Origin of the sequence: Bacillus sp. N447-1 (genome assembly GCF_022701035.1) — a bacterium.
GTDB lineage: Bacteria > Bacillota > Bacilli > Bacillales > Bacillaceae_G > Bacillus_A > Bacillus_A cereus.
Map to the genome: position 1 here is coordinate 5,217,579 of NZ_CP065509.1, position 25,320 is coordinate 5,242,898.

Here is a 25,320-nt window from a genome sequence, read left to right on the forward strand (position 1 = left end):
ACATCCGCCCGCGTGTTTTTCATTCATACTATTCTTGCTCTTGCTCATCCAAAATCTTTTCAAACGCAGTAGATACTTTATCAAACTCTTCATCATTTTCAATGTATGAAAACTCATTATCTTCTTCTACTTTTAAAAAGAAAATATCAATGTCTTCCTCAGTTTCTGTTTGGATATCTTCAACAAAGGCAACAGCAATATACTCTGCACCTTCGACATCCATCGCTCCAAGTACTTCTACTTCTTGCTCTTCGTTATTCTCATCACTAAGAGTAAACACTTCGCCAACTTCAATATCAGACATATTCATTCTCCTCCTGTTCGACTCTAAAAATAGAGCACTCAAACTGTATACATACTAACATATCTTTCCATGAAAAACCAAATTCATACATAAGAAAAACGACTGATAGTTCTTTAGTATAAGTATCCAGCTATTAGGAGCATTATTTGTCTGTGCTATATTACTTAATCCATTCAACAATTGTATCCATAGTCTGTCTTGTTTTATCACGCTTTGGCTCTTCTTTACGGTAACCAAAGGCAACCATAACTGATACTTCAAAGTTATCGTCTTGTATAATGCCTTCTTGACGAAGTAAAGAATCTACTTCCTCTTTATCAAATCCTTCTATTGGACAAGAATCAATACCGATTTGAGCTGCGCTCGTCATCATATTACCTAAAGCAATATAAGTTTGTTTAGATGCCCAATCAAATACAGCACGATCGGATTGTAATAAGTTAAAATCTGTTTCCTGGAACTTTTTGAAGAATTCATATCTAATTTTTTGAGTGTCTTCAGGCAATCCAATAATATCGTTCATCATATATTTAATATACTCTGCATCATAATGCATATCTTTAATGTTTCTTGAAAGAACAATAACAAAATGACTAGCTGTTGCAAGTTGCCCACCAGCGCCCCATGAATACGGTTGTAGTTTTTCTCTTAATTCTTTATTTTGTACAACAATAAATTTCCAAGGCTCATATCCAAAAGAAGAAGGAGATAATCTGCCTGTTTCTAAAATAAATTTAAAATCCTCTTCTGAAATTTTGTGCATAGGATCGAATTCTTTACATGCATGTCTGAAATGAAAAGCCTCCATAATCTTTTCTTTTGTAATTTCGTTTGTATTTGTCATAAAAGTTCCTCTTTTCATGAATTTATTTTTGTAAGTAAATTATATTTTTAAAGTAACATAGATACAAGTACGCACATTTATGTGGTATAGTATCAAAAAGATACTATTGTTAAGGGAAGGATTTATTATGGATTGTCCAAACAAAAATAATATAAATTACCCATTTTTAAATAAATATTCTTGTCCAGTTGAAGCTATGGTTGAGGTGATTGGAGGGAAATGGAAAGGGGTAATTTTGTATCATTTATTAGATGGTACAAAGCGCTTTAATGAATTAAAAAGATTAAAACCAAATATCACACAAAGAATGTTAACGCTGCAGCTGAGAGAACTTGAAGCTGATGGCATTATACATCGTGAAGTATACCGTGAAGTGCCACCTAAAGTTGAATATTCGTTAACTGAGCTTGGTGAATCACTACGTCCAGTGATTCTATTAATGATGGAATGGGCAACTCATAATATGGAGAAGGTTTTGGAGAATAGGAATACGAAAAATAATAGTTAAGAGTTGAAATTGATATAGACGAGTTATGTGAAATAGTTGTAGAAATAAAAGGTGTTTCCATACGTGAAAACACCTTTTATTTCTATATTTTTTACTTTTTAACTTCAACTGCTGAAGTTGGAAAGTTATTTAAGTTTGCAGTTTGACCATACCAATCAGCATGTTTAAAAACAACACCTTTTCCATATCCGTCAGTTGAAGTACGTTCCCATAGTGTTGTTGAATAGCTAGCAGTAGGAGCTGCTGTACGTACAGAAACAATTTGATTTTGCCAACTAGCAGACAAGTTTTTATAACCGCTACTTAGAGAAAAATATTCGCTACCTTGATTTGTGCGTTTATAGAAGTCTGTACTACCAGGTCCGCTTCCTCCAACACCAAGGGGAGTGATTGAATGATTCAACCTTTGTTTATCTTTTTCAATAAAAGACTCTAAACTTTCTTTGCTCGAAAATCCATAAGATAACCAGTCTCCATTTTGATTTTGTTTCGGTAGAACTAACGTTATTTTTACGTCTTCCTTTGATGGAGCACTCAATTTGTTAGACGAATCAACAGTCTTTTCATCTACAGTTACATATTCGAAAGAGGAAATCGTATAATTTTTTTCGGTACTAGCTGATACTGATCCCAGTCCTCCAGTTAACGACGAAACAGTTAATAATGCACCTGCTACCAACTTTTTCAGCATGGATTCATCTCCTTAAAACTTAGATTTTTTACATAACTAAAATGTATGTTAATTTGAATGTTTTATAAATGTTTAGAAATTTATAAAATTTAAACAGAATATTCTTTTATTGGTCGGGAGTAAGGAGGGGAATTTAAAAAAGGTTTACTTAAAAAGTAAACCCTTTTTGCTGACCTATTTCAAAACTCAATGGATGAAAGTTTCATTTTATCCATCTATGAATCATACACTTCTTTTGCATTCGTAGAAGCAGCATCTAATAAAAGGAAAATGGCTGCTATCATATGTAGAAAGATGTCTATATAAGGAAAGAAGGCAACTAGAGTAACGATAATACCGATATAATGAGGGTACGTATTCATGCCTTCTTTTTAGCTAATAAAATAGTAGTGATATGAAAAACAATCAATAGTAGTAAAGGTAACCCATATAGGTTAACAAGACTTGGAAATACATAATAACAAGGAAGTAATAAAAGATGATAGATCCCTGTAGTCCACTTTAGTAATTGGATGTAGGTTTTCAAAGTTAATCCTCCTAAAATAATTCATATCTATATATTACTAAAAATAATAGGTAATTGGATATTGTTTATTTGTATTTTTAATAGATTATAATAATTTTATGTAAACTAATTGTTAGGTATCTATAAAATAGAAAAACCACCCAAACGAGGGTGGTTCGTATTATAAATACCTACTTAAAGAAGAAATCGGAACCTTCACCTCACTACCTTCCTTCATATTCCGCAACACAACAGTGTTTGTACTAAGTTCGTCTTCCCCAATAATAAGCACATAAGGGATATTTTCTTTATTGGCATAATTAAGGGCGCGTTTTAATTTGCGTCCTGCTAGTTCAAGTTCGACTTTTAAGGAAGTGGTAGAACGTAATTGCTGGGCGATTTGTAAGCATTGTAATTCTGTTCCGAGCGGGATGATAAATACATCCGCTGTAGATGATATCGTTTCTTTCTGTGATAGTGCTGTATAAATAACGTCTAAACCGAATGAAATACCGACTGTTGGATAGTTCATGTTATCACCACGGAATGCTCCGATAATGTTATCGTAACGGCCGCCGCTACCGATGCTAGATGTAATCGATCTATCTTTTAAAAAGATTTCATATACAGTACCTGTATACATTGTGAGTCCTCGCGCTAAAAACGGGTTGAATATCGTATTTTCATTTATTCCAAGGGCGATTAAATATTGCTGTAATTGTTGTAATTCGTTTACTCCATCGGCAACGAGTGGATTATTGAAAGCTTCTTTAAAGTCAGCGATAGTAAGCTTTAGACAAGATAATACGGTATTACATATCGTATCAGCCATTTCTTCAGAAATTCCGCGCTCTAATACATCTTTTCGTACACCATCAATCTCAATCTTTTCGATTTTATCTAATGATAAAATGACGTCACTTGTTAACTCAGTAGGGATGTTAATGGCCTGAAGAATACCATTTAACAATTTTCGGTTATTATATTGGATCGTTATCTCTAAGTTTAACGTTCGGAACAGCTCAAACGCCATAGCCATAAGTTCAGCTTCTGCCATGACAGACTCAACACCGACGATATCAACGTCGCATTGTATAAATTCACGAAATCTTCCTTGTTTAATTGGCCCATCTCGAAATACTTTCCCAATCTCATAACGTTTAAAAGGGAGGCGGAGGTTCGGATTCATTGCCACAACCTTTGCGAATGGAATAGTTAAATCGTATCGTAAGGCGAGCTCACGTTTTCCTTGATCCTGAAGTGTATATATTTCTTTTAATATTTCATCGCCACCGCCGTACTTGTAAGACATAAGCTCATACATATTTAACGTCGGCGTTTCTAAAGGTTTGCATCCGTATCGTTCAAACGTATCTTCACAAGCTCTTTTAATTTTATTTCGCAGCACTTGCTCCTCTGGTAAATAGTCTTTCGTTCCTTTTACATTTCTCATTTCCATCATAATCACTCCTTTTTCAAATTAAAAAAAGCTATGCAGGTATAAAAATACCCACATAGCTTTATGAACGCTTCGTGGGTCAACAGGAAAAGCCCTGTACCCACGAAGAAAAATTTTTCTTCGGATACACGGCGTTACGTTTGATGATGAAGTTGGAAAGAAGTATTAAAATTTAGCATTGCAAATCTCTCCTTAACGTAAGTTTTTCCAAATTATATCAGATGATTTTTGAATTATCAATATTTTTAGTTTTGAAATATACGTGAAGTTATGTAGGAGAAATGGAAAAGGGTGTATAATAAAACTTAATAATATGAAATAACCTTTTAAGGAGATCACTATGAAAAAAGATAAAACAAATGCGATGCGAATATTAGATAAAGAAAAAATTGAATATTCGATGATGTCATATGATCCAGACGATGGGAAAATTGATGGCGTATCAGTAGCCGAGAAAATTGGACGAGAAGTGAGAGAAGTATATAAAACGTTAATCGCTCAAGGGAATAGTAAAAATTATCATGTGTTTATTATTCCGGTAGATGAGGAACTAAATTTAAAAGCTGCCGCAAAAGCAGTAAGTGAAAAGAAAATTGAAATGATTCCTGTTAAAGATATTACGAAAGTGTCAGGATATATTCGTGGTGGTTGTTCACCAGTCGGAATGAAGAAGTTATTTTCTACATGTATTGATGAAAGTGCCCAATCACTTGAAACGATGATAGTAAGTGGCGGGAAAATTGGTATACAAATTGAGCTTAAAGTAGATGACTTGGCGAAAGTGACGAGAGCGCAGTTTGGAGAGGTAACGAAGTAAATATACATAGGAAAAGAAGTTCTAGTTTTATCCCGCTATTTGCCGGGCAGTAAGACCCTCATCTCAAATTTCAGCGGAAGCAAAGAAATTAGGTGGGGATCAACTGCCCGTAAAAGCCCGATTGGTGAGGGCTGATTAAAGTTTCACTTTATTGAATTTAGATAATAATTTATAGGATAGTTAGTCCGTTATGGGGCTGATTATCCTATTTTATTTACAAACTGGATAAAGATTGAATGTTTAGTTTGATATAGGCATGTAATCTGAATTGTTTGTTTGGCTTTGGGAGAAGGTAAAACCTCGATGCAAGAACTTGAAATAAACAAGCAGGGTTTATTCTTAAAGGTAGACAAAGAACAGGAGAGTGTTTTAATGAGGAGTCAAGAAATATCCATAAGAAAGCACAAATTGGGGGATGCCAGTATTTTTGAAAAAACAAGCTAATAGTATGCAAGATTTTATACAGTTTTTTGGCTAATCCAGTAACAAACAAGAGCACTAAAACCACGTTAGGATAGGAATGTATATAATATGTATAGATTCATAGAACTAAAAAAGGGTTCACTTGTGAGAGCAGGGTTGTCCTTTTTCCTCGCTAACGCTAATGATGGGTTATGTTAACCTCATATGTATAGAATATACAGTTAACTAAAAATGAAAAGTTTACAATTAAAATGAACAATAAAAACAGTAATGTAAAATCACTACTGTTTTTATTGTTTCTATAAGTGAATCATTTGTACTCCTGTCTATATAATTTAAACGAATAAATAGCTCCAATAAAGAATACAAAAGCTTCAAATAATATAAAGATTTGACGGAAATTCTCAATATCTTTACCAACTAAAGAAATAAATATAGCATTCATTAGAATTTGAGTAGTAAACATACGAGAAGTAATTTTTAAATAAATAGCATTTGTTCTTTCAACCGGTTTACCAATTTTTTGTAAATAATAATAAGTGCAATTACTGAACCCAAAAATAGAAGTGCTGTAAGTCCTACAACGATATTAAAATTGGCTGTACTTTCTAACATCCATTTATTTAATAGATCGATCATTATTATCTTCCTTTCCTACATAAGAGAATATTTTGTTCTTCTTTTTCACTATAATAAAAAAAGGAAAAAGAAAACATCGAACTTTCTTACAAACATTCGTGTATTCTTACAGTTTTGTCATTTTGTAAATGTATTCCGCCCTGTTTTTCACTATTTTCTTTGGAAAACATAGTGAATTACGAGAAAGAGCGCTACAAGATCAACTTCTGAGAACAAAAATTATGTAAATAAGCTGTTCACTGGATTCTCGTAGAAAACTTTGGTGAGATAAAATTTTTGATTTTGTAGCACTTTAAAATCTTAGCTAGAGGGCTATTTATCGGTATCCCACAATAAAAAGGCAGGAACATATCAAATATGTTCCTGCCTTTGATTTTATTAAGTTTAATATCTATGACCTAAATATAATAGAATTTGGAGCTTCTTTTTATTTTAAATAAATTAGGTAATTAGACTATAACATTAATGTTTATCATTGAATATAATAATAATATAATGGAGGTGGTGTTATATGGCTCTTACTACAGGACCAATTGAAAACGTAGGAAATCAACCTGCTAATGCAAATAAAGTTAGGGTGAAGATCCTTAACCGTACTGCGGGCCCACTTACTGGAGTAGCTAGAGTTTTTAGACTTGACGGTTCATTAGTATTAATTGAACAGGTAAACTTCAATGTGAATTCTAATGCTTCTACTTTTGCAACTCTAAGTTTAGTTCATCCTGCTCTTGGACAAGCATTTGAATATGAAGTTCAAATTGTTCCTAATCAACCTGGTGGACTATATAGTGTTTATGGACTAACAGCTGAAAATGTTATTATTACTGCACAACGTGTTGTGAACTCAGAATTGACACAGTTTCTTTAATTAAAATAGATTGGTGCCTACATGGTATCCAATCTATTTTTGTACGTATTATTCAGAGAAAGAAAGGTTTTACACAAAAATAAAGATAGTTATGGAAAAGGGAAAAGTCGAGCTATCATCTTAATTTTTATTATTTCTGTCTTAGACCGTATCTGTTTTGTGGCACGGTTTTCTTTGAATGCATTTTATTCAAACTGTTTTTAAAGTATTTATCAAATATGCATTATTGCATAAATAAATTTAAATTTATAAGTTAATATTAAACTACTTTTTAGTTGTAAAGAATATGTTAATAATCTTTATAAGAAAAGGATATTCCTTGTAAAAAGTGAAATTGTTTGGAATGTGAATAAACAAAAAGTTTAGAAGTGATACAGACTGGATAGAGTCTTGTATTAAATAAACAGAAAAGGGGTATGGGTTTCTAAAAGGTTTCGGGGGTTAGAAAGCACTTTTTAGTTAATAGCTTTAAATTATATTTTAAAGGGGAATGGGTATATGAAGTTTCGAAATACAAAGATTGCTATGGTTACACTATCTTCATTTTTTATTTTAGGTTCTGCATCTCTATCATTCACAGATACTATTATACATGGTGAAGTGGTTCCTGCATCAGCACAGGAGATTATTGTAAAAAATTATGACGATACATATTATAATAACGCAATAGGAAAAACGGGGTTAGAATTAAAGAAGGAATTGCATAATATTATTGATAATCATACAAAGTTATCATACAGTGCGGTTTGGGAAGCGTTAAGAGATACTGATGAAGATCCGAATAATAAAAATAATGTGATACTCTTATATACTGGTCGTTCGCAAGGGAAACTTACGAATGGATCAGGAGTAAATAACTGGAACCGAGAGCATGTTTGGGCAAAATCTCACGGTGACTTTGGAACGACTGCAGGACCTGGAACAGATCTACATCATTTAAGAGCGACGGATGTATCTGTAAATAGTTCACGTGGAAATCTAGATTTTGATAACGGTGGTGTAAATCATTCTGAAGCGACAGAATGTAAATATGATAGTGATTCTTGGGAACCTCGTGATAGTGTAAAAGGAGATATTGCTAGAATGCTGTTTTATATGGCTGTTCGTTACGAGGGAGACAACGGCGAAATAGATTTAGAACTAAATGAAAAAGTGAATAACAATAAAGATCCATACATGGGGAAACTATCTGTCTTATTAAAATGGAATGAACAAGACCCGGTCGATGATTTAGAGCGAAAGCGTAATGAAGTGATTTTTACAAAATATCAACATAACCGCAACCCTTTTATTGATCATCCAGAATGGGTAAATAAAATCTGGAACTAAGATTTTTAAAGGTATTATATTTTGATAAAAGGGATTGATCATTATGATCAATCCCTTCTTATATTTTTACTAGAATAAATGATTTTTATAGGACTAGTGAGGGAAATAGAATAGATATTTATATGGAACGATAGTGCTTATTTATCTAGTTAAGTATTTAGTAAGGTCCCCACTCAATATTCACCCCAACAATAAGAAAAACAAGTCCAATGATAAACCAAATGAGTGCAAGTGGAGCCATGAAACGAATCCATTTTCCATAAGAAATCCCGCTTGCTGCGAGAACGCCCATTAAAACACCGGAAGTTGGATTTAAGCAGTTTACTACACCTTCTCCGAGCATAACAGCCTGTACTGTAACTTGGCGTGTAATGTGCATGAAATCAGCTAATGGAGCTAATATCGGAATAAAAATAACCGATTCTCCTGTCCCGGATGAAATAAGGAAATGTAATGCAGCACTACTTACGTACATACCGATAACGCCAAATACAGGGCTTTGTCCTTCAAGAGACTGTGCGAGCTGGTTAACGATAGTATCAAGTAATTTGCCTTGTTCTAAAATGACTGAAATACAGCGAGCCATTCCGACGATTAAAGCACCGTAGATAAGATTTTGGCAGCCAGTTAGAAAAGTGGATGCGATATCGTTTGCTTTCATGCCACCTATTATTCCTGCTGTAATTGCTATGAAAATAAAAGTAGCGGTCATTTCTGCGTCCGTCCAATGTAGACGAAAAGCGCCTATTAAAAATGCAATTAATGATAAAGCTGAAACGAGTAAAATTAATTTATGACGTATCGTCCAAGGGACTTCTTTTTTCTCTGCTTCTTTTTCGCTTGAAAGAGCGTTACTGGGAAACCAGTTGTCGCCAAGGATGCTTCCTTTATTTGATTTTTTCAAGCGTTTTACATACCAATTTATATAAAGGATAGTGGCAAGTAAAAAAGATATATAGATTGCGGTGCGTAAACCAATCCCGGAAAACATCGGAAGTTCTGCGATCTTTTGTGAAATGCCTAAAGGTGAGGGAGATAAAATAGTAGCATTAAAACCAGCATAAGTGCCTAAATAAATAATTGCTACACCGACGATAGCGTCCCATTTTAACGTGCGTGCAACGATGATGCCGATGGGGATAAAACCGATAACTGAGTTAACGATAATACCAGTCGTTCCAAGAATAGAAAAAAGAGCAGCAACTATACAAATGAAAAGTAATTGCTGATTACGAAATTTGTTAATAACATGATAGATTAAACCGTCAAGAGCACCTGTTTTTTCAAGAATTGCAATAGTTCCACCTGTAAATAAAATTAGAAAGATAATAGGAGCAGCAAGTGTCATTCCTTTTTCAATAGCGGTAAAAAAAGAAACAAATCCTACGGGTGATTGCGGAACAGAATGGTAGCTACCTGGTATTGTCGTTGTAACGGTCCCGTTTGTAACCCTTTTAAATTCTCCAGCAGGAACGAAGTACGTAGCAATGGCGCAAAGTAAGGCAATAAAAAATAGTAGTACGTACGCATCAGGCATTTTAAACTTTTGGTTACTAGGTTGTTTTTTTGCCTCAGTTTGTATTTGCATAAAATCCCTCCTTCTTCACTTGGTTAATTTTTAATATTCTGAATTTAATCTGTGAAATAGATTATAATAAAGGTAGCTTCTTAAGGCAATAGTTTTTGTATCCTTTTCCCGCACGTACAAATTATTGCAATATTAGACAGGGAAACGATAATAAGCCAAGAATATGTTATGTAGAAAGAAAAAGGAAAAGAGGGAACAAGATGTGGAAAACTACTGATCTATGTGATGAATTTGAAAAGGAATTACAAATATGTCGCCAGTCTTTTCGGTCTTTTGGGAAGAAAGAACAATTCCACGGGAAAATTGCAACTGTAAAAGTGAAAGATGATAATGTACTAGTGAAGGAAGGATTGCAAACATTACCAGAAGGAACAGTATTAGTTGTTGATGGCGGAGCGTCTACGAATTGTGCGTTACTTGGTGATAATTTGGCAGCTATTGCGGAAGAAAGAAAGCTAGCAGGAATTATTGTGAATGGGTATGTTCGTGATTCTAGTGAACTAAAGAATATTAATATTGGTATTTTAGCGTTAGGAACGATGCCAAATAGAAGTGTGAAAGAAGGAAAAGGAGAACGAAATATTTCATTGCACTTTGGACAAGTGGATTGGAATCCAAATGAATATGTCTATGCGGATGAAGATGGCGTCATTATTAGTGAAAAGAGTTTACATCGTTAAGAGTTAATAAGTTATTATTCTTAGAAAATAAATCCGATAAAGCATGGACAAAATTCTTTGTCAATAGTAAAATAATACAGAAATTTAAAATTTACAGAATGTATAGGTTTATCGTTTTACGATAACTTAAATGGAAGTAAGTTGTGCCAAGAAAAGTGAATGTTATCACAATGATACGTTCATAAACAAAATTATTTTTCCTATACAAATATAGCCGCGAATAATGCGGGTAGGAGGTGTTGTACATTTTTGTTCGACACTTACAAAAAGAGAGTGTCAATCGCACGCCCTTGAAGGGCCTTTTTTTGTGTAAATGGTAGTAAGGGAGGAAATTTTGGGATGGCAATGTTGAAAAAGTGGCTGCTTACGTCGTTAATGGCAGTGACACTTGTATTTGTTTCTTTTGCGAATACAGTACATATTACGTTTGCTGAAGAAAATACAGCAAAACTTGCAATTATTGGGGAATCACAAAAGGGCATTATGTTATGTCCGAAAGAAGAGCAAATTAAAGATGGGGAAACAGCTTTAAGTTTGCTGCAAAAGGTCATGGGGGACAAAGTAGAATCTGAAACGATGTCGTTTGGAACATATGTAAAAGGAATCGATGGTTTAATGGCCGGGGCTACAAGTGCTTGGCTGTATGATGTAAATGATAAGTCTGCAGAAGTCGGAGCAGATAGTTATAAATTAAAATCTGGAGATGTTGTTGTCTTTCGCTTTGTTTCAGACTGGAGCAATATAAGCCAGGAAACATTGAAAGAAACGTTAGATAAGTTCGGGACGTGTAAAACAGAAGAACCTAACGGTGGCAAACCAGAAGAACCAAAGACGGATGATCCAAAACAAGAAAAACCAGAAGAACCGAAGACGGATGATCCAAAACAAGAAAAACCAGAAGAACCAAAGACGAATGATCCAAAACAAGAAAAACCAGAAGAACCAAAGACGGATGGTTCAAAACAAGAAAAACCAGATGGTACAAAAACAAATGATGAAAAACCAGAACAACCAAAGCAAGAGAACATTCAAAATCCAAGTGCACAATTAAACGAAGCCATTTCTAAAACATCAGATAAGATGTTACAAGATGGAATTGAAAGTGACTGGGTAGCTGTAGCGCTTTCTCGTTCTGGAAAGAATGTGCCAATTGAGGCAAAATTAAATTATGTTAAGTCAGTAACTGAAAAAGTAGAAAAGCGCATTAATCGTTTTTCAGCGACAGATTTAGCTAGAACAATTATTATGATGAATGCAATGAGTGCAGACCCTAAAAATGTAGGTGGGCATAATTTAGTTCAAAAATTGTATGAGTCAGATAAAGTGAATTCTGTTACAGGTTATGCATTTGCTTTACTTGCATTTGATACGAAGAAGTATGAGATTCCAGTTGAATCAAAATGGAACAGAGTTGCTTTAGTTGAAGCACTGTTAAATAATCAGCATACAGACGGTGGATGGACTTATAATAGTTCAGGTAGTAAAGATAGTGCTAGTAGCGTTGATGTAACAGGTATGGTTTTATCAGCATTAGCTCCTTATCAAGAGCGATCAGATGTGAAACCAGCTATACAAAAAGCTGTTGCATATTTATATAACGAACAGCTGCAAAATGGCGGTTTTTCAGCTGATGGACAAGAAAATTCAAATAGTACTGCGCAAGCAATTATTGGATTATCGCTTGTTAAAGATGTAGATCAAAATCGTCTTCATAAGGCAATGCAAAACCTATTATCATATCAACTTTCAAATGGTGAATTTAAATGGTTACCAAGTGATCAAAATGGTAACGGAATGGCTACAGAACAGGCTCTTTTAGCATTACTTCAATTTAAGGAAATGGGAAAATCTATTTATGATTGGTCTAATGTAGACGCTGGTGATGTAATTAAGCCAAAACCGATTGAAGAGCCAGAAAAGGTCGTTGAACCAGAAAATAATGTAGTAGAAAAAGAAGTTATTGAAGAACCGAAAGAACAAAAACAAGTACAACAAGAAACAAAAGATGAAAATCTAAAAGTAGTTGTAGATAACGAACCGGTTAAGAATAAAAAAATCGGAAACGGTAACAGTCTACCAAAAACAGGAGCACCTTCTCATAGCGCAGCAACAGAAGTAGGTATGGGTGTATTATGTATTGCTTCTGCATATGTATTATGGAGACGTAAAGCAGCTTAACAAAAAATTAGGAGCAATTATTTGCTCCTAATTTTCGTATGAAAGGTGAGAGATAGGATGAGTAAGGTGAAATGGTTCATTTCTTTACTGCTTTCGCTCGGGCTACTTGCCGGATGTGAAGAGGCAGCTGTAAAGCCTGAGAAGAAGGTAGAACCGAAGCAAGAAGAGGTAGCGAAACAAGAAGAACAAAAAGATGAAGCGAAGCCGGAAGAAAAAACAGAAGAAAAGCAAGCTGAATCAGAACAAAAGCAACAAGAAGAACAGAAAGAGAAACAAGAACAAAAAGTAGAAGAGAAGCCGAAAGAGGAAAAGCTGCAGGCACAACCAGAGGTAAAGAAAGAAGAGAAACAACAGGAACAACCGAAAGAACAGCCGGCTGTAAATAAGCAACCAGAGCAGCAACAAGCACAAGAAGAGAAACAACAACCGAAAGCACCAGAAGTAAAAGAAGAAGCAAAGGTTGTGAATCAGCCGAAAGAAACACCGAAGCAGGAGCAAAAGAAAAAGCCAGAAGAGAACAATAGTGTACCAGCTCCACCAACACCGGTACCACCACTAAACCCAGTGCCACCACCAGTACCACCAGTACCTAAAGCAAAACAAGTAACAATCTCGGTAAAAGGAAATAACGGATATATAATGGGTGCGAAAAAGATGGATGTACAAGATGGCGATACTGTGTATAAAGTATTACAACGTACAGGATTAGATGTTGATGCAAGCGGATCTAGAGATAGTATTTATGTAAAAGGTATTAATGATTTATATGAAAAAGATATTGCGGATACTAGTGGATGGAAATATCGTGTGAACGGTGCTTTTCCAAACCATAGTGCTGGTGTAGCTACGGTAAAACCAGGAGATACAATTGAGTGGGTATACGTATTACAATAAGAAAGGCATTCGGTAAAGGGCTATGAAAATAAGTTTTTCTTCTTTACATCCTTTTGTGAATTTTTTCTATTATATCGGGGTGATGATACTATGTACGATGTGTCTTCATCCTCTTTTTTTAATTGGAGCAATAGTATTAATTATTATGTTAAATGTGATGCAAGGAAATAGCGAAAAGATAAGAAAGATGCTACCGAGCACAATTGTTTTCCTTTTTATGGTAATTTTATTTAATTCGTTATTAACGCATAGAGGTCGAACTACGTTATTTTGGTTAGGTGATAGCCGTATTAAGCTTGAGGCGATTATGTTTGGAATAGTAATGGGGTTATTACTAGTTGCAGTTATGTTTACGTTTGCGTCATACAATGATATTATTTCCAGTCATAAATTTTTATATTTGTTTTCAAGAATTTCACCGAAAGTTGCATTGTTAACGATGATTACAGTGAGATTTGTTCCTTTGTTTATAAGGCGATTAAAGAAAATCACACTCGTCCAAAAAACGAAAGGTGTGCAGGTAGATTCAGGTTCGATAATAGAACGCGTCAAAAATGGTATGCAATTGCTGCAAGTATTATTAATTTGTTCATTAGAAGATGCACTGCAAACGGCAGATTCTATGCAAGCTCGTGGATTTGGTGTAACGAAGCGTACGACGTATATTCGCTATAGAATGGAAAGGCGTGATTGGTATACGCTCAGTTATTTAATCATTTTATTTATAGCTGCTATTGTATGTAGTAATTATGGCGGAGGGAAATTGATTATTTATCCGAAAGTCGAATCTATTTTATTCCAGCAATACGATGGAATGATGTTTGTATTATTTACACTGTTTATTAGTTTACCAATTATGATGGAAGGAAGGGAATGGATATGGTGGCGCATGCAGAAATAAACAATTTATCATTTGTATATGCTGATGAAAATAAAAAAGCGTTACAGCATATTTCTCTTTCTGTTCAAAAAGGTGAGTTTATTGCACTTGCTGGAGGATCGGGATCTGGGAAGACGACGTTATTAAAACATTTTAAAAAGGAGTTACTTCCAATTGGTACGCGTTCTGGAGAGATATTTTATGAGGGTGTTTTAATAGAGGAAGTAGCTGATTTGTTATCTGCCCAAGAAATTGGGATGGTATTTCAAAACCCAGAAAACCAGATTGTTATGGATACAGTGATTCAAGAATTAGCATTTTCTTTAGAAAATATCGGATTACCATCACATATTATTCAAAAAAGAATAGCAGAGCTTATTAGCTTTTTAGGATTTCAAGATTTATTGCATCAATCTGTTCATACGTTATCTGGTGGGCAGAAGCAGCTTGTCAATTTAGCTGCGGTATTAGTTATGCAGCCGAAATTGCTATTATTAGATGAACCGACAGCGCAGTTAGATCCAATCGCTGCAAAAGAGTTTTTAGGATTATTAAAACGGATTAATGAAGAACTTGGAATTACGATTATTTTAAGTGAACATCGTTTAGATGAAGTTATCCCGCTTGCAACACGCGTTGTTTGTATGGATAATGGCCGTATTATGTATGATGGTAGTCCTAAAATTGTTATTACGGATATGTGGGGAGTAGAAACATTCCGTCCATTTATTCCGCAAATTCCAAGGCTATTTTTAGAGTGGAATGTGAGAGATATTCCGTTTACAGTGCGAGAGGCGCAAATGAAAATGAATGATTTTGCAGCGATATCATATGTAAATGACCCAATAGCACAAAGTGAAAAGCAAGAGGTAATTTTAAGCGCAGAGCATATTTCCTTCCAATATGAAAAAAATAGTCCGCTTATTTTACGTGATTTATCAGTTCCAATTGAAAAAGGAAAATGGGTAGCGCTCGTTGGGAAGAACGGTACAGGTAAGTCTACACTGTTAACGATTTTAGCAGGATTACAAAAAGCGAGAAGAGGAAAAGTAAAGTGGAACGGAAAAGTGGTACATAAAATCGATTCGAAAGAACGGTTTAAAAGTATTGGGTATGTATCGCAGCATCCGTATTACCATTTTACATTTGATACAGTATGGGACGAGGTTTATGAACGTGCGCGTGAATTATATGGAGAACAAGGAAAAGAAATAGCAGAAGATACGCTAAAACAGTTTTGGTTGTACTCGCTTAAAGAACGCCATCCGCATGATTGTAGCGGAGGAGAGCAACAATTACTTGCGTTATGTACAACGTTATTATCAAAGCCAACGTTATTATTACTTGATGAACCGACAAAGGGATTGGATCCATGGAAGAAAGAAAGAGTAGGAGAACTATTTAGGAAGCTGCAAAAAGAAGGTACAACAATTGTAATGGCAACGCATGATATTGAGTTTGCAGCGAAATACGTGGATCAATGTATGATGTTATTTGATGGAACAGTCATTATGAATGATGCACCGAAAGAATTTTTTAGCGGCAACTTCTTTTATACAACATCTATTAATCGATTCATTCGAAAAGAATTGCCATATGCATTAACGTGGGAGGATGTGTACGAAGCTTGTCCAAACAATATGTTGCATTCATAATATGTATCTTTGCAGTAATAATCGGCACATTACTCTTTACGACACTTGTTATGGATGGTTATTACATGTTAAGTAGTTTGTTTCTATTAGCGGTTATTATGTTACCTTTCTATATCCGTTTTGAAAGAAAGGCGTTTGTTTCACGTGAAATTGTTCTCGTTGCTGTATTAGCGGCAATTGCAGCAGTAAGCCGGGTGCCATTTTCTATTTTACCAAGTGTACAACCAACTTCTTTTGTCATTATCGTTTCTGCAATTGTATTTGGAAGTGAAACTGGTTTTATGATTGGTGCTACAGCAGCAATCGTATCTAATATTTTTTTAGGACAAGGTCCATGGACACCGTGGCAAATGTTTTCGTGGGGCATGATTGGTTTTATAGCAGGTTTACTTCGTAATACATTTTTTATGAAAAAGCTATGGGGAAGACTTCTTTACGGAGTAATTGTTGGCTTTTTATTTGGCTGGATTATGAATTTCTGGGGCCTTCTCGGTTTTATACGAGAAGCAACATGGGAAACTGTCATTTCGTATTATATCGCAAGTTTTTACTTTGATTTGAGCCATGCGATTTCGAATGTTATTTTCTTATTACTATTTAGTACTTCATGGATTACGATTCTTACAAGATTTAAAAAGAAATACGGTATATTAGATGAGCATAACGTGACATAGAAAAGCATACTCATATAAGGTAGGGTCGCGACTTACATATTCGTTTGCCTCTTTCATGCTTCTTACATAATGTAAGGAGCATTTTTTTGTCAAAAAATCGATTCAATATGCATCCGCTATTATATAAAATTATTTGTATAATTGTAGGTGAGAACTTTTTTCAAAAGGGAGGTGTATAGTTAATGAAGTTAGTTATTCCGAAGCAACATGGTGCATGGGCCATGCTTGTTATTCCTTTTTTATTAAGTGTCATACTTGGGAAACCTACTATTTATCATATTCCATTGTTTTTAGCGTGGTTCTTTATCTATTTAGCTACGTACCCATTTCTTACGTACATAAAGCAAAGACGAAAAAAAGAGTTTTTACAAGTTTCCATTATTTATTTTCTTATTGCGTTCCTATTTGGGATGATTTCTTTATTATATGAGTGGCGAATTCTTTTATTCGTAATAGTAATGATTCCATTATTTATAGTGAATATGTATTACGCTCGTCAAAAAAATGAAAGAGCACTATTAAATGATATTTGTGCGATTATTGTGTTTTGTATCGGTGGGTTAATTAGTTATTCCTTTTCAATGAAGCAAATCGATCATACAGCATTATTCATTGCGCTTATTTCATTTTTATACTTTTTAGGTAGTACGTTCTATGTGAAAACGATGATTCGTGAAAAAAATAACCCGAAGTATCGTCTTATATCTTGGGGATATCATATCGTATTAACGATAATCATATTTGTGATTAATCCGTGGTGTTCTCTTATTTTTATACCAAGTGTCATTCGAGCAATTGTGTTGTATGGCAAAAAAATTTCTATTAAAAAAGTAGGAATTTTAGAAATTGCTAATTCTGTATATTTTTTAATCATAACGGCAATAATTATGAAGTATGCCATTTGAAAAAACTTCCCATCAATTGATGGGAAGTTTTTAATCTTTTTCTAAAATGTGAACGGTGTACTCGCAACGTTGAATAGCTTGTTCAACAGCATAAAGTGATTGTTCAATACGAGCGCGATTAAAATCTTTTTCAACTGTTTCGAGCGCTTCTTCTAAACAATTTTTAGCTTCTTGTAATGATTGAAAAGAATCTTGTACATATCCGCGAGCATTTTGATGCATTTCATAATCCTCCTTGCATGTTCGTATATGGGTAGTATGAACAGTAAGGAAGAAAATATAATTTGTTATATTTATTATATTTGTTTGACAATTAAAGTGGAATTACGTATAGTAAGAATTAAGTGAATATTTTCTTATCCAGAGAGGTGGAGGGACTGGCCCGATGAAACCCAGCAACCGCGATGCAGGTGCTAATTCCAGCAGAACATATTTGTTCTGGGAGATAAGACGAAGATATATACGTAACTTCTTCTTATCGGAGAGGTTTTTTTATTGCAAAAAAACCGATTACGAAAATTTATATTAAGAAGAAAGGGGTTGCGCATTACTGTGACACTCGAAAAATACGTAAAACTGCGTAGTACAGTTTATGAATATATGATAGAGCAAGATAAGCCGATATCATTGTTAGATATTCAAGAACATATCGTTTCGCATCATGAAGGAAAATTCACGAAAAAGATGTTGCATCAATTTTATTTATCAAGATTATTAGACGAACTAAAACTGGATGGGAAAATTACATTAGCTGATGAATATCTCTATGCTGAAAAAGGGGTATTGTATAAGGCGAGAAAAGGGAGCTAAGCTCTCTTTTTTTCTTAAAATAACGGAGTATGTAGAGTAAAAGACTGCTAAAGCAGCCTGATACAGGGAATGGTGTTGAGTGTGTAGTGTCAAAAATTGAATGTGCCTGAAAGAGGCAATTCATATCGGCTGCAAATGAAAAGAGACACCTTCGCCGAATAGGTGTCAGTCGTTTTGTCACGTAGACTTGCTACTTAACAGTAATTAGAATAACATGCAGGATTTTTGAAGTCAAAAGGGAATTAAAGGAAGGGGTACAATTATGTACGCTTACTTATTAAAAGATATAACGAAATGGATCCCAAAGTACATTGTAGATAAGGGATATGAATATTATGAAGATGGGCATGTAGAAGATGTTGAAATACAAGATAAAAAAGTGTTTGCTTTCGTTACTGGAAATGCAGGGAATTATGAAGTAGTTATCGATCTCGAAGATTTTTCAGAAAGTAACTGTGAGTGTCCCTATGAAAATTATTGTAAACATATGGCGGCAGTTGTTTATGATATGCAAGGTGCTGGTGAGAGTGCAGTTAAAGAGAAACTGAAAGATTTAGAAAAAGAAGAGTTACTTATATTATTAAATCGATTGTTGCAAAGTTCGAAAAACGTACAAATTGTAGAGAAGTTATTAAAGAAGGAGAAACTTTAACGTATAGAGGGAGTTGTTTTGTAGTGAACGTACTAATTATATATGCTCATCCTAATCCTTCAAGTTTTAACGCGGCGATTTTCAATCATGTGCAAAAAGGACTACAGGAAACAAATCATTCAGTTACCGTACTTGATTTATACAAAGAACAATTTGATCCAGTCCTCGTATTTAATGAAGAGAAGAAAAGACGCGATTTAGTAAATGAAGAGGAAACAGCTCGGTATAGAACGTTAGTAGAAGAAGCAGATACACTTCTATTCATCTATCCAATATGGTGGTGGGGGATGCCAGCAATTTTAAAAGGATTTATCGATCGTATTTTCGTAGCTGGATTTGCTTATAAATATGAAGGGGCTCTGCCGAAAGGATTATTGCAAGGGAAAAAAGCATGGGTTATTAATACGTTAGACTCGCCTCTATGGTACGTCGCATTGTTATATCGATCAGCAGATTGGATTATGATGAAGAGAGGTATTTTACGTTTTTGTGGCATTCGCGATATAAAACGGTCAGTGTTTCAATCTGTGAAAACGAGTAAAGTATCAAAGCGTGAGAAATGGTTATTACAAATAGAAGAAAAGGCTCGTGCATTATGAATGAAGTCGATCGTATTATAAACTGTGTTCAGTATGATGGCGAACTTTTTCGGAAGTATGTTACGTGTTTACTTCAATTGAAAAAATGCAGCGAAACATTTCAGCAAATTCAAATAGAGTTAAGAAATGATTATTTAATAAGAGGAATTTGTGAAAGAGAAGTTGATCAGGTAGTAAGGGGAAGTAAAGAATATGAAACATATTTTCTTCCTAAAGCGTTACAGTGGAATTTTTTGAGGGAACATCCACACCTGATCGGAAAAATTTGCGAAGATTTTTTTGCATTTGAGTCATTACATCTTACGGAGTTAGAGTGGGAGAAGATTATAAATTGCGTGGGAAATAAGTGATTTATTATGTAAAAAAGCTAGTATAAAACTAGCTTTTTGTTTAAATAAATAAGAAACATAGACTAATGATAAAACCCGCATATAGTAAGTTCACAACACAAAATCCCATAATGTCACGAGCACCTAAACCAGCTATCGCTAATGCTGGTAATGCCCAGAAAGGTTGAATTAAATTCGTCCAAGCATCGCCCCATGCAATTGCCATTGCTGTTTTTGCAGCAGGTACACCAAGTTCAGCGCCAGCTGGAATCATAATTGGTGCTTGCACAGCCCATTGACCGCCACCAGATGGAACGAAAATATTAACGATACCAGCACTTAAAAAAGTAAAGAGCGGGAAAGTTGATTCGTTTGAAATGCTAATAAAGAAATTAGAAATAGCTCCTCCAAGTGAAAGTCCTTCACTATTTGCTCCAATCATCATGCCCATAATTCCTGCGTAAAACGGAAATTGAAGTAAAATGCCAGAGGCACTTTTCGTAGAGTCTGAAAAAGCGCGAATATACTGAATCGGAGTGCGGTGGAAAATAAGTCCAGTAATTAATAACATAAAAATCACGATATCGAGAGTAAGATTAAATCCTTTCGTATAAAAGTAATTGAAAATATAAATGAGACCTAACAATCCAACGCAAAGTGTAATAATAATGCTATTTTCCATCTTTTCAGCGAACGTATTTTTTTCTACTTCTTGAGCAGCAGCTTCTTCATGGAACACGCTAGGATCTACTGTAATCGTATGTTTTTCATCTGGATGCATCGCTTTATTAATGAGAGGCATCGTAATGAGAAAAATAATAACTGGAACGAGAGCGTATGGTGAGAATAACGTTTCTGTTATTGGAATCGCCTCTTTAATACTTCCAGCAGTCGTTTTAATTAACGTTTCACCGCCTGTTGCTAACGTAAGAGGGATAGAGGCAGAAAGACCGGCATGCCAAATGAGAAATCCAGAGTAAGAAGAGGCGATTGCTAGTCTATAATCTAATCCGTCCAGCTGCCTTGCCACTTCTTTTGCGTATAAAACAGATACAACAATTCCAAAGCCCCAGTTTATGTATGCACCGAGTAAACTTACAATTGAAATGGCAATAATGCCTTGTCCAGTTGTTTTTGGTAGTCTGGCAGCTTTCGTTAATCCTTTTTTAATAAGAGGAGCATTTGCTAAAGCAGATCCAGTCACGAGTACAAGTGCCATTTGCATAGAAAAGGCGAGGAGTCCCCAAATTCCATTACCCCAGTGATTAATCATTTCTACAGGTGTTTGGTGAGTCGCAAACATACCAAAGAAGATAACGAAAACAGTTAGTAAACATGATAAAATAAACGGTTCTGGCAAGAAGCGTTGCACTAAGGCGACGCAACCATTTGTAAAGGAACGAAACAAAATAGATCAACCTCCTTATGTATATGTATTACAATTATTCGAGGTTGTTTAGGAGATAACCTTCAATGTAAAGAAAATTCAGATATTTACAGAGTGGTAATTTATTGATAGATTGATATAGAGCCTCGTATCAAATTCTGCTTTTAATATACTAGAAGAAAAACGGTTGGAAATGGGGTAGCACTTATAGGGATAGTATAGAGAAAGGTTACTAGCTGGCTTCAAAGCAACTGTTGCAAAGGGAGAGGAGATTCAATACAATAGTGTTGCATTACATGAGAAATATGTTTTAGCACAAATCTAGCTAAAAATGTTTATACAAATACATTTAAAATTGATGGGGGAATTATGATCAAAAGTTTTTATCTTTTAAAGCCTAAAATGTTTACGGCAGATATATATTATAAAGTTTTTATTACAGGTGACTGTATATATTTTATAAAGATTGGCGGACAGTTTCATAGCCGACATGCTTATAAAAAACAATTACCTGGTATTTCAGAGCTATTGTTTTTGTTTTGGTTCAAAAAAATTGAGAAAAAACAATTAAACTTAGAAACTGAAATAGATGCAAAAATACATACTGGCGATGTACATGAACTCTTGCAATTAAAGAATAACTTTTCAATTGAAATAAATATAATTGAAGAGGTACTATTAAATAAACGAGGAACGTTTCATACAGGTTTTAATGATAATGGAACGATTTCCTTCATGTTAAAAAATGGTCAAAAAATAAAGTTCATCATCCCGGAAGAAACTTTATTTTCATCTATAGAAGAAATTTTCGACCAATATGAACAGACAATCTTTGTAAGGGAAGTGTTTTAAAGGAAACGATTAATTTATTATCTTTTTAATAAAGTGATAGAAAGCTTCATTAAAAAGATGAAGCTTTTTACTTATAAAAGATAACAAAAGTAATACATTCATTACTACATTTGTGTGTGAATTCAAGAAAAATTAAACCACCTAGCCCCTAAAGAGAATATAGGAAGCAGATGGTTTAGGTGTTTTGAGAGGTATCCTGTTTTCAGGATTTAGTTCAAATTATTGATTTGCATTTTTATATCGAGTAAATTTAAGTTTCTGGAATAATTGTAATAGCGACAGTCCGAACCGGAGTCTCTATTTCGTCGCCTTTACTTTGGCTATTGTAGTATTTAATCATTAATTCGTTAAGTTCGTTTTGAAATTTTCCAAAGTGTTCTTCATCTAGCTTTAATTCTACTACAGAAAAAGTAGCAGTATCTTCTTGACTGTTTTGTTCCTCTAATTTCTTAAGGTAACTTTGATATTGTGTCATAAGTGATAACTGATAATAGGAAATGTAGTTTAACTTTTCATCATCAGATAATCCTTTCCATTCACTTCCTTCAATTTTTGCATCTTCTTCATTGATTGCGTAATATTTTTCAGAAACAGATTTCACCTTTTTTTCTTTAATTACATGGACGATACCAGAATCAACCATAGTTTGTAGCTGTCTATATAGTGTGGCTTGTGGTACATTTTTAATGATTTTTACCATTTCTAATGGTGTTAGCCCATCTTCCTTATTTCTCATTAACACTTGGCAAATTTTCATTCTTACCGGATGCATTAAAATTTCAACTTTATTATTCATTCGCTCACCTTATTTATTATGTATTTTTATTCTCATTATAAATAATGAGAATAAAGTTTGCAATTCATTCGTTTGTGTTTTATCATTATCAATAATGAGAATGAATTTAGGGAGGAATGACAATAATGCAACTACATTATGGATTGAATGATCTTAAAGACATTGATATTATGACTTTTCTACCCATTATATTGCCAGTTATTGCAGTGGGGGTACTTTTAGTTTTCATTGCATTCATTGATTTATACCGACATAGAAAAACAAGAAAAAATGTACTTGTATGGACGTTCATTATTCTTTTCATTAATGTATTGGGACCTATTTTCTACTTCGTTATAGGGAGAAAGGATAGTGAGAAATTATGAAATTAGAGATTAAAAATGTAACAAAAGTATTTAAAAGAAAAATTGCGGTTAATAATTTCTCGATGGAACTGCAAGCGGGGGAATGCGTCGGATTAATTGGACCGAACGGAGCAGGGAAATCCACATTAATAAAAGTAATTTCGGATATTATTCATCCAACTGCTGGTGAAGTTTTATTGAATGGGATAAAAATATCAAAAATGAAAAGTGAAATTGGTTATTTACCGCAATATCCTAATTTTTTCCATTGGATGACAGCGAGAGAAACGCTTACCTTTATGGGCCAACTTTCGGGATTGAAAAAAGAAGAATTGTCAAAGTCGATTCCAAAGATTTTGGAGAAAGTTGGACTAAAGGACGAAGAAAACGCAAAGGTTAGTACATTTTCTGGTGGAATGAAACAACGACTTGGTATTGCACAAGCATTATTGCATAAACCGTCACTTATTGTCATGGATGAACCGGTATCCGCATTAGATCCAATCGGCCGACGGGAAGTATTGAATTTAATTGAAGAAATAAAAAAAGATACAACCATTTTATTATCAACCCATATATTAGGCGATGCGGAAGAAATCTGTGAACGATTTGTCATTATAAAAGATGGAACAAAAATAGAAGATACAACGATTACGGAACTTTTACATCGTAATAGTGAAAATAAATTAATGATTGAAATAACAGCTAAAGATCAAAAGTGGATTGAAATTGTAAAAAAATTACCGTATGTGAAGGACGTTGAAGTGGTTGGGCTTAAAATCAAAGTGAAGGTTGAAAGCATTGAAATAAATAAAAATATGTTATTGCAAAATGCACTCGAACATAAAGTGAACATCGTTAAATTTGAAATGAGCAACGATACTTTAGAAGAAATCTTCTTGAAATTGGTGGTGCAAAAATGAATAACTCAATTGTATTGATAAAAAAAGAATGTGTTCAAATGTTACGTGATTTCAAGATTATTTGGCTACCAATTGTTTTTATATTTTTAGGCGCAACACAACCGATAGTAACTCATTATTTGCCATCAATTTTAGAAGCGTTAGGTGGAGGACAGGGAATTACCATTGATTCGAGTATGGCAACGCAAAAAGGGGGCGAAGTATTAGCGAGTACTTTGGGATCCCAGTTTGATCAGCTTGGACTTATGATTCTAGTGATTTCTATGATGGGTGCTATTCAAACAGATAAAGCTAATGGTATGTTGGCCTTTATTTTAACAAGGCCTGTTACTGTTCCTTCATATGTAGGTGGGAAAATAGTGTCGAACTATTTAATGGTAGCGTTTAGTGTAACAATTGGATTCGTTACTTCTTATATATATGTAAATTATCTTTTTACTGTTGTTCCATTCGCACACCTAATTACTGGATTACTATTTTATTTAATTTGGGTTCTTTTTATCGTATCTTTCACAACAATGATAAGTGCTATTTTTCAAAGTCAAGGTATGATTGCATTAATTTCAATTGTTTTCCTTTTAGCTTGTAGAGTAATCGTCGGTTTGAATCCAATAATGGATCAGCTTAATCCAGCCAGTATGAGTAAGTATGCAATGGAAATGTTAGTCACGGGGGGAGTAAATTCAAACGCAATAATCAATGGATTACTAACTATAGTATGGATTTTATTGACACTCTTCGTAACGTTTTATTGGATTGCTAATAAAAAGTTTAATGATGAATAACC

General features: G+C 34.2%; 28 protein-coding genes, 3 pseudogenes and 1 riboswitch. Of the genes and pseudogenes, 21 read left to right on the top strand and 10 right to left on the bottom strand.

Going from position 1 to position 25,320, the window contains the following annotated elements; genetic code table 11:
* Positions 1–28 precede the first annotated feature (28 nt).
* Positions 29–310, bottom strand: a complete 282-nt coding sequence (locus tag IQ781_RS26695; protein WP_002026117.1) for a DUF1292 domain-containing protein — start codon at positions 308–310, stop codon at positions 29–31.
* A 154-nt stretch (positions 311–464) separates the two neighbouring features.
* On the bottom strand, positions 465–1,148 hold the full coding sequence (locus IQ781_RS26700; RefSeq protein WP_000185713.1) for an NAD(P)H-dependent oxidoreductase: 684 nt from the start codon (positions 1,146–1,148) through the stop codon (positions 465–467).
* A 127-nt stretch (positions 1,149–1,275) separates the two neighbouring features.
* Between IQ781_RS26700 and IQ781_RS26705 the strand changes: the two genes are divergently transcribed.
* Positions 1,276–1,656, top strand: coding sequence for a winged helix-turn-helix transcriptional regulator (locus IQ781_RS26705; protein ID WP_079004642.1), 381 nt, complete (start codon positions 1,276–1,278; stop codon positions 1,654–1,656).
* Between the two features lie 91 nt (positions 1,657–1,747).
* Here the strand turns inward: IQ781_RS26705 and IQ781_RS26710 are convergent, their stop codons facing one another.
* From IQ781_RS26710 to IQ781_RS26720, 3 genes and pseudogenes are all read right to left on the bottom strand, one after another.
* Positions 1,748–2,347 (bottom strand): hypothetical protein, encoded by a 600-nt coding sequence (locus tag IQ781_RS26710; protein ID WP_016124937.1) that lies wholly within the window; start codon positions 2,345–2,347, stop codon positions 1,748–1,750.
* A gap of 215 nt (positions 2,348–2,562) precedes the next feature.
* Positions 2,563–2,873 (bottom strand): annotated as a pseudogene (locus IQ781_RS26715) (hypothetical protein).
* Between the two features lie 160 nt (positions 2,874–3,033).
* A complete protein-coding gene (locus IQ781_RS26720; RefSeq protein ID WP_139847143.1) occupies positions 3,034–4,311 on the bottom strand; it encodes a histidine--tRNA ligase in 1,278 nt (425 codons plus the stop codon).
* 340 nt (positions 4,312–4,651) lie between these two features.
* Between IQ781_RS26720 and ybaK the strand changes: the two genes are divergently transcribed.
* Positions 4,652–5,128 carry a Cys-tRNA(Pro) deacylase gene (ybaK, locus tag IQ781_RS26725; RefSeq protein ID WP_000710860.1) on the top strand — a complete coding sequence of 159 codons (477 nt, stop codon included), beginning with the start codon at positions 4,652–4,654 and terminating at the stop codon, positions 5,126–5,128.
* 303 nt (positions 5,129–5,431) lie between these two features.
* Entirely contained in the window at positions 5,432–5,572 is a 141-nt protein-coding gene (locus IQ781_RS26730) for a hypothetical protein (protein WP_180358751.1), read from the top strand.
* 289 nt (positions 5,573–5,861) lie between these two features.
* On the opposite strand, the pseudogene IQ781_RS26735 reads toward IQ781_RS26730, so the two are convergent.
* Positions 5,862–6,190 (bottom strand): annotated as a pseudogene (locus tag IQ781_RS26735) (6-aminohexanoate hydrolase).
* Positions 6,191–6,324: 134 nt separating this feature from the next.
* Between IQ781_RS26735 and IQ781_RS28520 the strand changes: the two are divergent.
* The 3 genes and pseudogenes from IQ781_RS28520 to IQ781_RS26745 all read left to right on the top strand — a co-directional run.
* A pseudogene (locus tag IQ781_RS28520) lies at positions 6,325–6,414 on the top strand (transposase); the annotation flags it as partial.
* 287 nt (positions 6,415–6,701) lie between these two features.
* The gene (locus tag IQ781_RS26740; RefSeq protein WP_001229415.1) at positions 6,702–7,058 is read left to right on the top strand and encodes a hypothetical protein; all 357 of its coding nucleotides are present in this window, start codon (positions 6,702–6,704) and stop codon (positions 7,056–7,058) included.
* Between the two features lie 498 nt (positions 7,059–7,556).
* Positions 7,557–8,387, top strand: a complete 831-nt coding sequence (locus IQ781_RS26745) for an endonuclease I family protein (protein ID WP_000672196.1) — start codon at positions 7,557–7,559, stop codon at positions 8,385–8,387.
* Positions 8,388–8,544: 157 nt separating this feature from the next.
* Here IQ781_RS26745 and IQ781_RS26750 read toward each other — a convergent pair whose 3' ends face one another.
* Complete coding sequence (locus IQ781_RS26750) at positions 8,545–9,975, bottom strand: YfcC family protein (RefSeq protein WP_139847142.1); 1,431 nt, start codon at positions 9,973–9,975, stop codon at positions 8,545–8,547.
* 200 nt (positions 9,976–10,175) lie between these two features.
* Here IQ781_RS26750 and rraA point away from each other — a divergent pair, with 200 nt between their 5' ends.
* The 7 genes from rraA to IQ781_RS26785 all read left to right on the top strand — a co-directional run bounded on the left by rraA (position 10,176) and on the right by IQ781_RS26785 (position 17,841).
* Positions 10,176–10,655: a ribonuclease E activity regulator RraA gene (rraA, locus tag IQ781_RS26755; RefSeq protein WP_000266037.1), complete on the top strand. Its 480-nt coding sequence runs from the start codon at positions 10,176–10,178 to the stop codon at positions 10,653–10,655.
* Between the two features lie 339 nt (positions 10,656–10,994).
* Entirely contained in the window at positions 10,995–12,833 is a 1,839-nt protein-coding gene (locus tag IQ781_RS26760) for a DUF4430 domain-containing protein (RefSeq protein ID WP_139847141.1), read from the top strand.
* Positions 12,834–12,890: 57 nt separating this feature from the next.
* Positions 12,891–13,727, top strand: coding sequence for a DUF4430 domain-containing protein (locus IQ781_RS26765; RefSeq protein WP_033695789.1), 837 nt, complete (start codon positions 12,891–12,893; stop codon positions 13,725–13,727).
* Between the two features lie 22 nt (positions 13,728–13,749).
* Positions 13,750–14,628: an energy-coupling factor transporter transmembrane component T gene (locus tag IQ781_RS26770; protein ID WP_063220610.1), complete on the top strand. Its 879-nt coding sequence runs from the start codon at positions 13,750–13,752 to the stop codon at positions 14,626–14,628.
* Positions 14,601–16,262, top strand: a complete 1,662-nt coding sequence (locus tag IQ781_RS26775) for an ABC transporter ATP-binding protein (RefSeq protein ID WP_065382099.1) — start codon at positions 14,601–14,603, stop codon at positions 16,260–16,262. The genes IQ781_RS26770 and IQ781_RS26775 overlap by 28 nt, the downstream gene beginning before the upstream one ends.
* Positions 16,235–16,936, top strand: a complete 702-nt coding sequence (locus tag IQ781_RS26780) for an ECF transporter S component (RefSeq protein WP_000043896.1) — start codon at positions 16,235–16,237, stop codon at positions 16,934–16,936. The genes IQ781_RS26775 and IQ781_RS26780 overlap by 28 nt, the downstream gene beginning before the upstream one ends.
* A gap of 182 nt (positions 16,937–17,118) precedes the next feature.
* Positions 17,119–17,841, top strand: a complete 723-nt coding sequence (locus IQ781_RS26785; protein WP_063220612.1) for a YwiC-like family protein — start codon at positions 17,119–17,121, stop codon at positions 17,839–17,841.
* A gap of 30 nt (positions 17,842–17,871) precedes the next feature.
* Here IQ781_RS26785 and IQ781_RS26790 read toward each other — a convergent pair whose 3' ends face one another.
* A complete protein-coding gene (locus IQ781_RS26790) occupies positions 17,872–18,063 on the bottom strand; it encodes a hypothetical protein (RefSeq protein WP_000554032.1) in 192 nt (63 codons plus the stop codon).
* Positions 18,064–18,194: 131 nt separating this feature from the next.
* Positions 18,195–18,293, top strand: a riboswitch (SAM riboswitch).
* A gap of 100 nt (positions 18,294–18,393) precedes the next feature.
* On the opposite strand from IQ781_RS26790, the gene IQ781_RS26795 reads away from it, so the two are divergent.
* The 4 genes from IQ781_RS26795 (at position 18,394) to IQ781_RS26810 (ending at position 20,252) form a co-directional block, all read left to right on the top strand.
* On the top strand, positions 18,394–18,651 hold the full coding sequence (locus tag IQ781_RS26795; protein ID WP_000171476.1) for a hypothetical protein: 258 nt from the start codon (positions 18,394–18,396) through the stop codon (positions 18,649–18,651).
* A gap of 262 nt (positions 18,652–18,913) precedes the next feature.
* On the top strand, positions 18,914–19,303 hold the full coding sequence (locus IQ781_RS26800; RefSeq protein WP_000271526.1) for an SWIM zinc finger family protein: 390 nt from the start codon (positions 18,914–18,916) through the stop codon (positions 19,301–19,303).
* 23 nt (positions 19,304–19,326) lie between these two features.
* Entirely contained in the window at positions 19,327–19,902 is a 576-nt protein-coding gene (locus IQ781_RS26805) for an NAD(P)H-dependent oxidoreductase (RefSeq protein WP_001101572.1), read from the top strand.
* Complete coding sequence (locus IQ781_RS26810; protein WP_001006477.1) at positions 19,899–20,252, top strand: hypothetical protein; 354 nt, start codon at positions 19,899–19,901, stop codon at positions 20,250–20,252. Before IQ781_RS26805 ends, IQ781_RS26810 begins: the two co-directional genes overlap by 4 nt.
* A 40-nt stretch (positions 20,253–20,292) precedes the next feature.
* Here the strand turns inward: IQ781_RS26810 and IQ781_RS26815 are convergent, their stop codons facing one another.
* Entirely contained in the window at positions 20,293–21,639 is a 1,347-nt protein-coding gene (locus IQ781_RS26815; RefSeq protein WP_063220613.1) for a short-chain fatty acid transporter, read from the bottom strand.
* Positions 21,640–21,987: 348 nt separating this feature from the next.
* Here IQ781_RS26815 and IQ781_RS26820 point away from each other — a divergent pair, with 348 nt between their 5' ends.
* Positions 21,988–22,470 (top strand): hypothetical protein, encoded by a 483-nt coding sequence (locus tag IQ781_RS26820; RefSeq protein ID WP_000597307.1) that lies wholly within the window; start codon positions 21,988–21,990, stop codon positions 22,468–22,470.
* A gap of 250 nt (positions 22,471–22,720) precedes the next feature.
* On the opposite strand, the gene IQ781_RS26825 is transcribed toward IQ781_RS26820, so the two are convergent.
* Positions 22,721–23,266, bottom strand: coding sequence for a transcriptional regulator (locus tag IQ781_RS26825; RefSeq protein WP_001060889.1), 546 nt, complete (start codon positions 23,264–23,266; stop codon positions 22,721–22,723).
* Positions 23,267–23,391: 125 nt separating this feature from the next.
* Between IQ781_RS26825 and IQ781_RS26830 the strand changes: the two genes are divergently transcribed.
* From IQ781_RS26830 to IQ781_RS26840, 3 genes are read left to right on the top strand one after another with little or no spacing between them, the layout of a single operon-like run.
* Positions 23,392–23,631 carry a PLD nuclease N-terminal domain-containing protein gene (locus tag IQ781_RS26830; RefSeq protein WP_001175971.1) on the top strand — a complete coding sequence of 80 codons (240 nt, stop codon included), beginning with the start codon at positions 23,392–23,394 and terminating at the stop codon, positions 23,629–23,631.
* Positions 23,628–24,533: an ABC transporter ATP-binding protein gene (locus IQ781_RS26835; RefSeq protein ID WP_000764116.1), complete on the top strand. Its 906-nt coding sequence runs from the start codon at positions 23,628–23,630 to the stop codon at positions 24,531–24,533. Before IQ781_RS26830 ends, IQ781_RS26835 begins: the two co-directional genes overlap by 4 nt.
* Positions 24,530–25,318 (top strand): ABC transporter permease subunit, encoded by a 789-nt coding sequence (locus IQ781_RS26840; protein WP_001065773.1) that lies wholly within the window; start codon positions 24,530–24,532, stop codon positions 25,316–25,318. Before IQ781_RS26835 ends, IQ781_RS26840 begins: the two co-directional genes overlap by 4 nt.
* The last annotated feature ends 2 nt before the right edge of the window (positions 25,319–25,320 follow it).

What these genes read in the sequence shown, in the direction of transcription:
- IQ781_RS26785 (WP_063220612.1), top strand. Translation starts at nt 17,119, where the DNA reads ATGAAGTTAGTTATTCCGAAGCAACATGGTGCATGGGCCATGCTTGTT.
- IQ781_RS26705 (WP_079004642.1), top strand. Translation starts at nt 1,276, where the DNA reads ATGGATTGTCCAAACAAAAATAATATAAATTACCCATTTTTAAATAAA.
- IQ781_RS26770 (WP_063220610.1), top strand. Translation starts at nt 13,750, where the DNA reads ATGAAAATAAGTTTTTCTTCTTTACATCCTTTTGTGAATTTTTTCTAT.
- IQ781_RS26695 (WP_002026117.1), bottom strand. Translation starts at nt 310, where the DNA reads ATGAATATGTCTGATATTGAAGTTGGCGAAGTGTTTACTCTTAGTGAT.
- IQ781_RS26765 (WP_033695789.1), top strand. Translation starts at nt 12,891, where the DNA reads ATGAGTAAGGTGAAATGGTTCATTTCTTTACTGCTTTCGCTCGGGCTA.
- IQ781_RS26775 (WP_065382099.1), top strand. Translation starts at nt 14,601, where the DNA reads ATGGATATGGTGGCGCATGCAGAAATAAACAATTTATCATTTGTATAT.
- IQ781_RS26745 (WP_000672196.1), top strand. Translation starts at nt 7,557, where the DNA reads ATGAAGTTTCGAAATACAAAGATTGCTATGGTTACACTATCTTCATTT.
- IQ781_RS26790 (WP_000554032.1), bottom strand. Translation starts at nt 18,063, where the DNA reads ATGCATCAAAATGCTCGCGGATATGTACAAGATTCTTTTCAATCATTA.
- IQ781_RS26820 (WP_000597307.1), top strand. Translation starts at nt 21,988, where the DNA reads ATGATCAAAAGTTTTTATCTTTTAAAGCCTAAAATGTTTACGGCAGAT.
- rraA (WP_000266037.1), top strand. Translation starts at nt 10,176, where the DNA reads ATGTGGAAAACTACTGATCTATGTGATGAATTTGAAAAGGAATTACAA.
- IQ781_RS26825 (WP_001060889.1), bottom strand. Translation starts at nt 23,266, where the DNA reads ATGAATAATAAAGTTGAAATTTTAATGCATCCGGTAAGAATGAAAATT.
- IQ781_RS26810 (WP_001006477.1), top strand. Translation starts at nt 19,899, where the DNA reads ATGAATGAAGTCGATCGTATTATAAACTGTGTTCAGTATGATGGCGAA.
- IQ781_RS26700 (WP_000185713.1), bottom strand. Translation starts at nt 1,148, where the DNA reads ATGACAAATACAAACGAAATTACAAAAGAAAAGATTATGGAGGCTTTT.
- IQ781_RS26720 (WP_139847143.1), bottom strand. Translation starts at nt 4,311, where the DNA reads ATGGAAATGAGAAATGTAAAAGGAACGAAAGACTATTTACCAGAGGAG.
- IQ781_RS26710 (WP_016124937.1), bottom strand. Translation starts at nt 2,347, where the DNA reads ATGCTGAAAAAGTTGGTAGCAGGTGCATTATTAACTGTTTCGTCGTTA.
- IQ781_RS26740 (WP_001229415.1), top strand. Translation starts at nt 6,702, where the DNA reads ATGGCTCTTACTACAGGACCAATTGAAAACGTAGGAAATCAACCTGCT.
- IQ781_RS26830 (WP_001175971.1), top strand. Translation starts at nt 23,392, where the DNA reads ATGCAACTACATTATGGATTGAATGATCTTAAAGACATTGATATTATG.
- IQ781_RS26750 (WP_139847142.1), bottom strand. Translation starts at nt 9,975, where the DNA reads ATGCAAATACAAACTGAGGCAAAAAAACAACCTAGTAACCAAAAGTTT.
- ybaK (WP_000710860.1), top strand. Translation starts at nt 4,652, where the DNA reads ATGAAAAAAGATAAAACAAATGCGATGCGAATATTAGATAAAGAAAAA.
- IQ781_RS26840 (WP_001065773.1), top strand. Translation starts at nt 24,530, where the DNA reads ATGAATAACTCAATTGTATTGATAAAAAAAGAATGTGTTCAAATGTTA.
- IQ781_RS26835 (WP_000764116.1), top strand. Translation starts at nt 23,628, where the DNA reads ATGAAATTAGAGATTAAAAATGTAACAAAAGTATTTAAAAGAAAAATT.
- IQ781_RS26760 (WP_139847141.1), top strand. Translation starts at nt 10,995, where the DNA reads ATGGCAATGTTGAAAAAGTGGCTGCTTACGTCGTTAATGGCAGTGACA.
- IQ781_RS26730 (WP_180358751.1), top strand. Translation starts at nt 5,432, where the DNA reads ATGCAAGAACTTGAAATAAACAAGCAGGGTTTATTCTTAAAGGTAGAC.
- IQ781_RS26800 (WP_000271526.1), top strand. Translation starts at nt 18,914, where the DNA reads ATGTACGCTTACTTATTAAAAGATATAACGAAATGGATCCCAAAGTAC.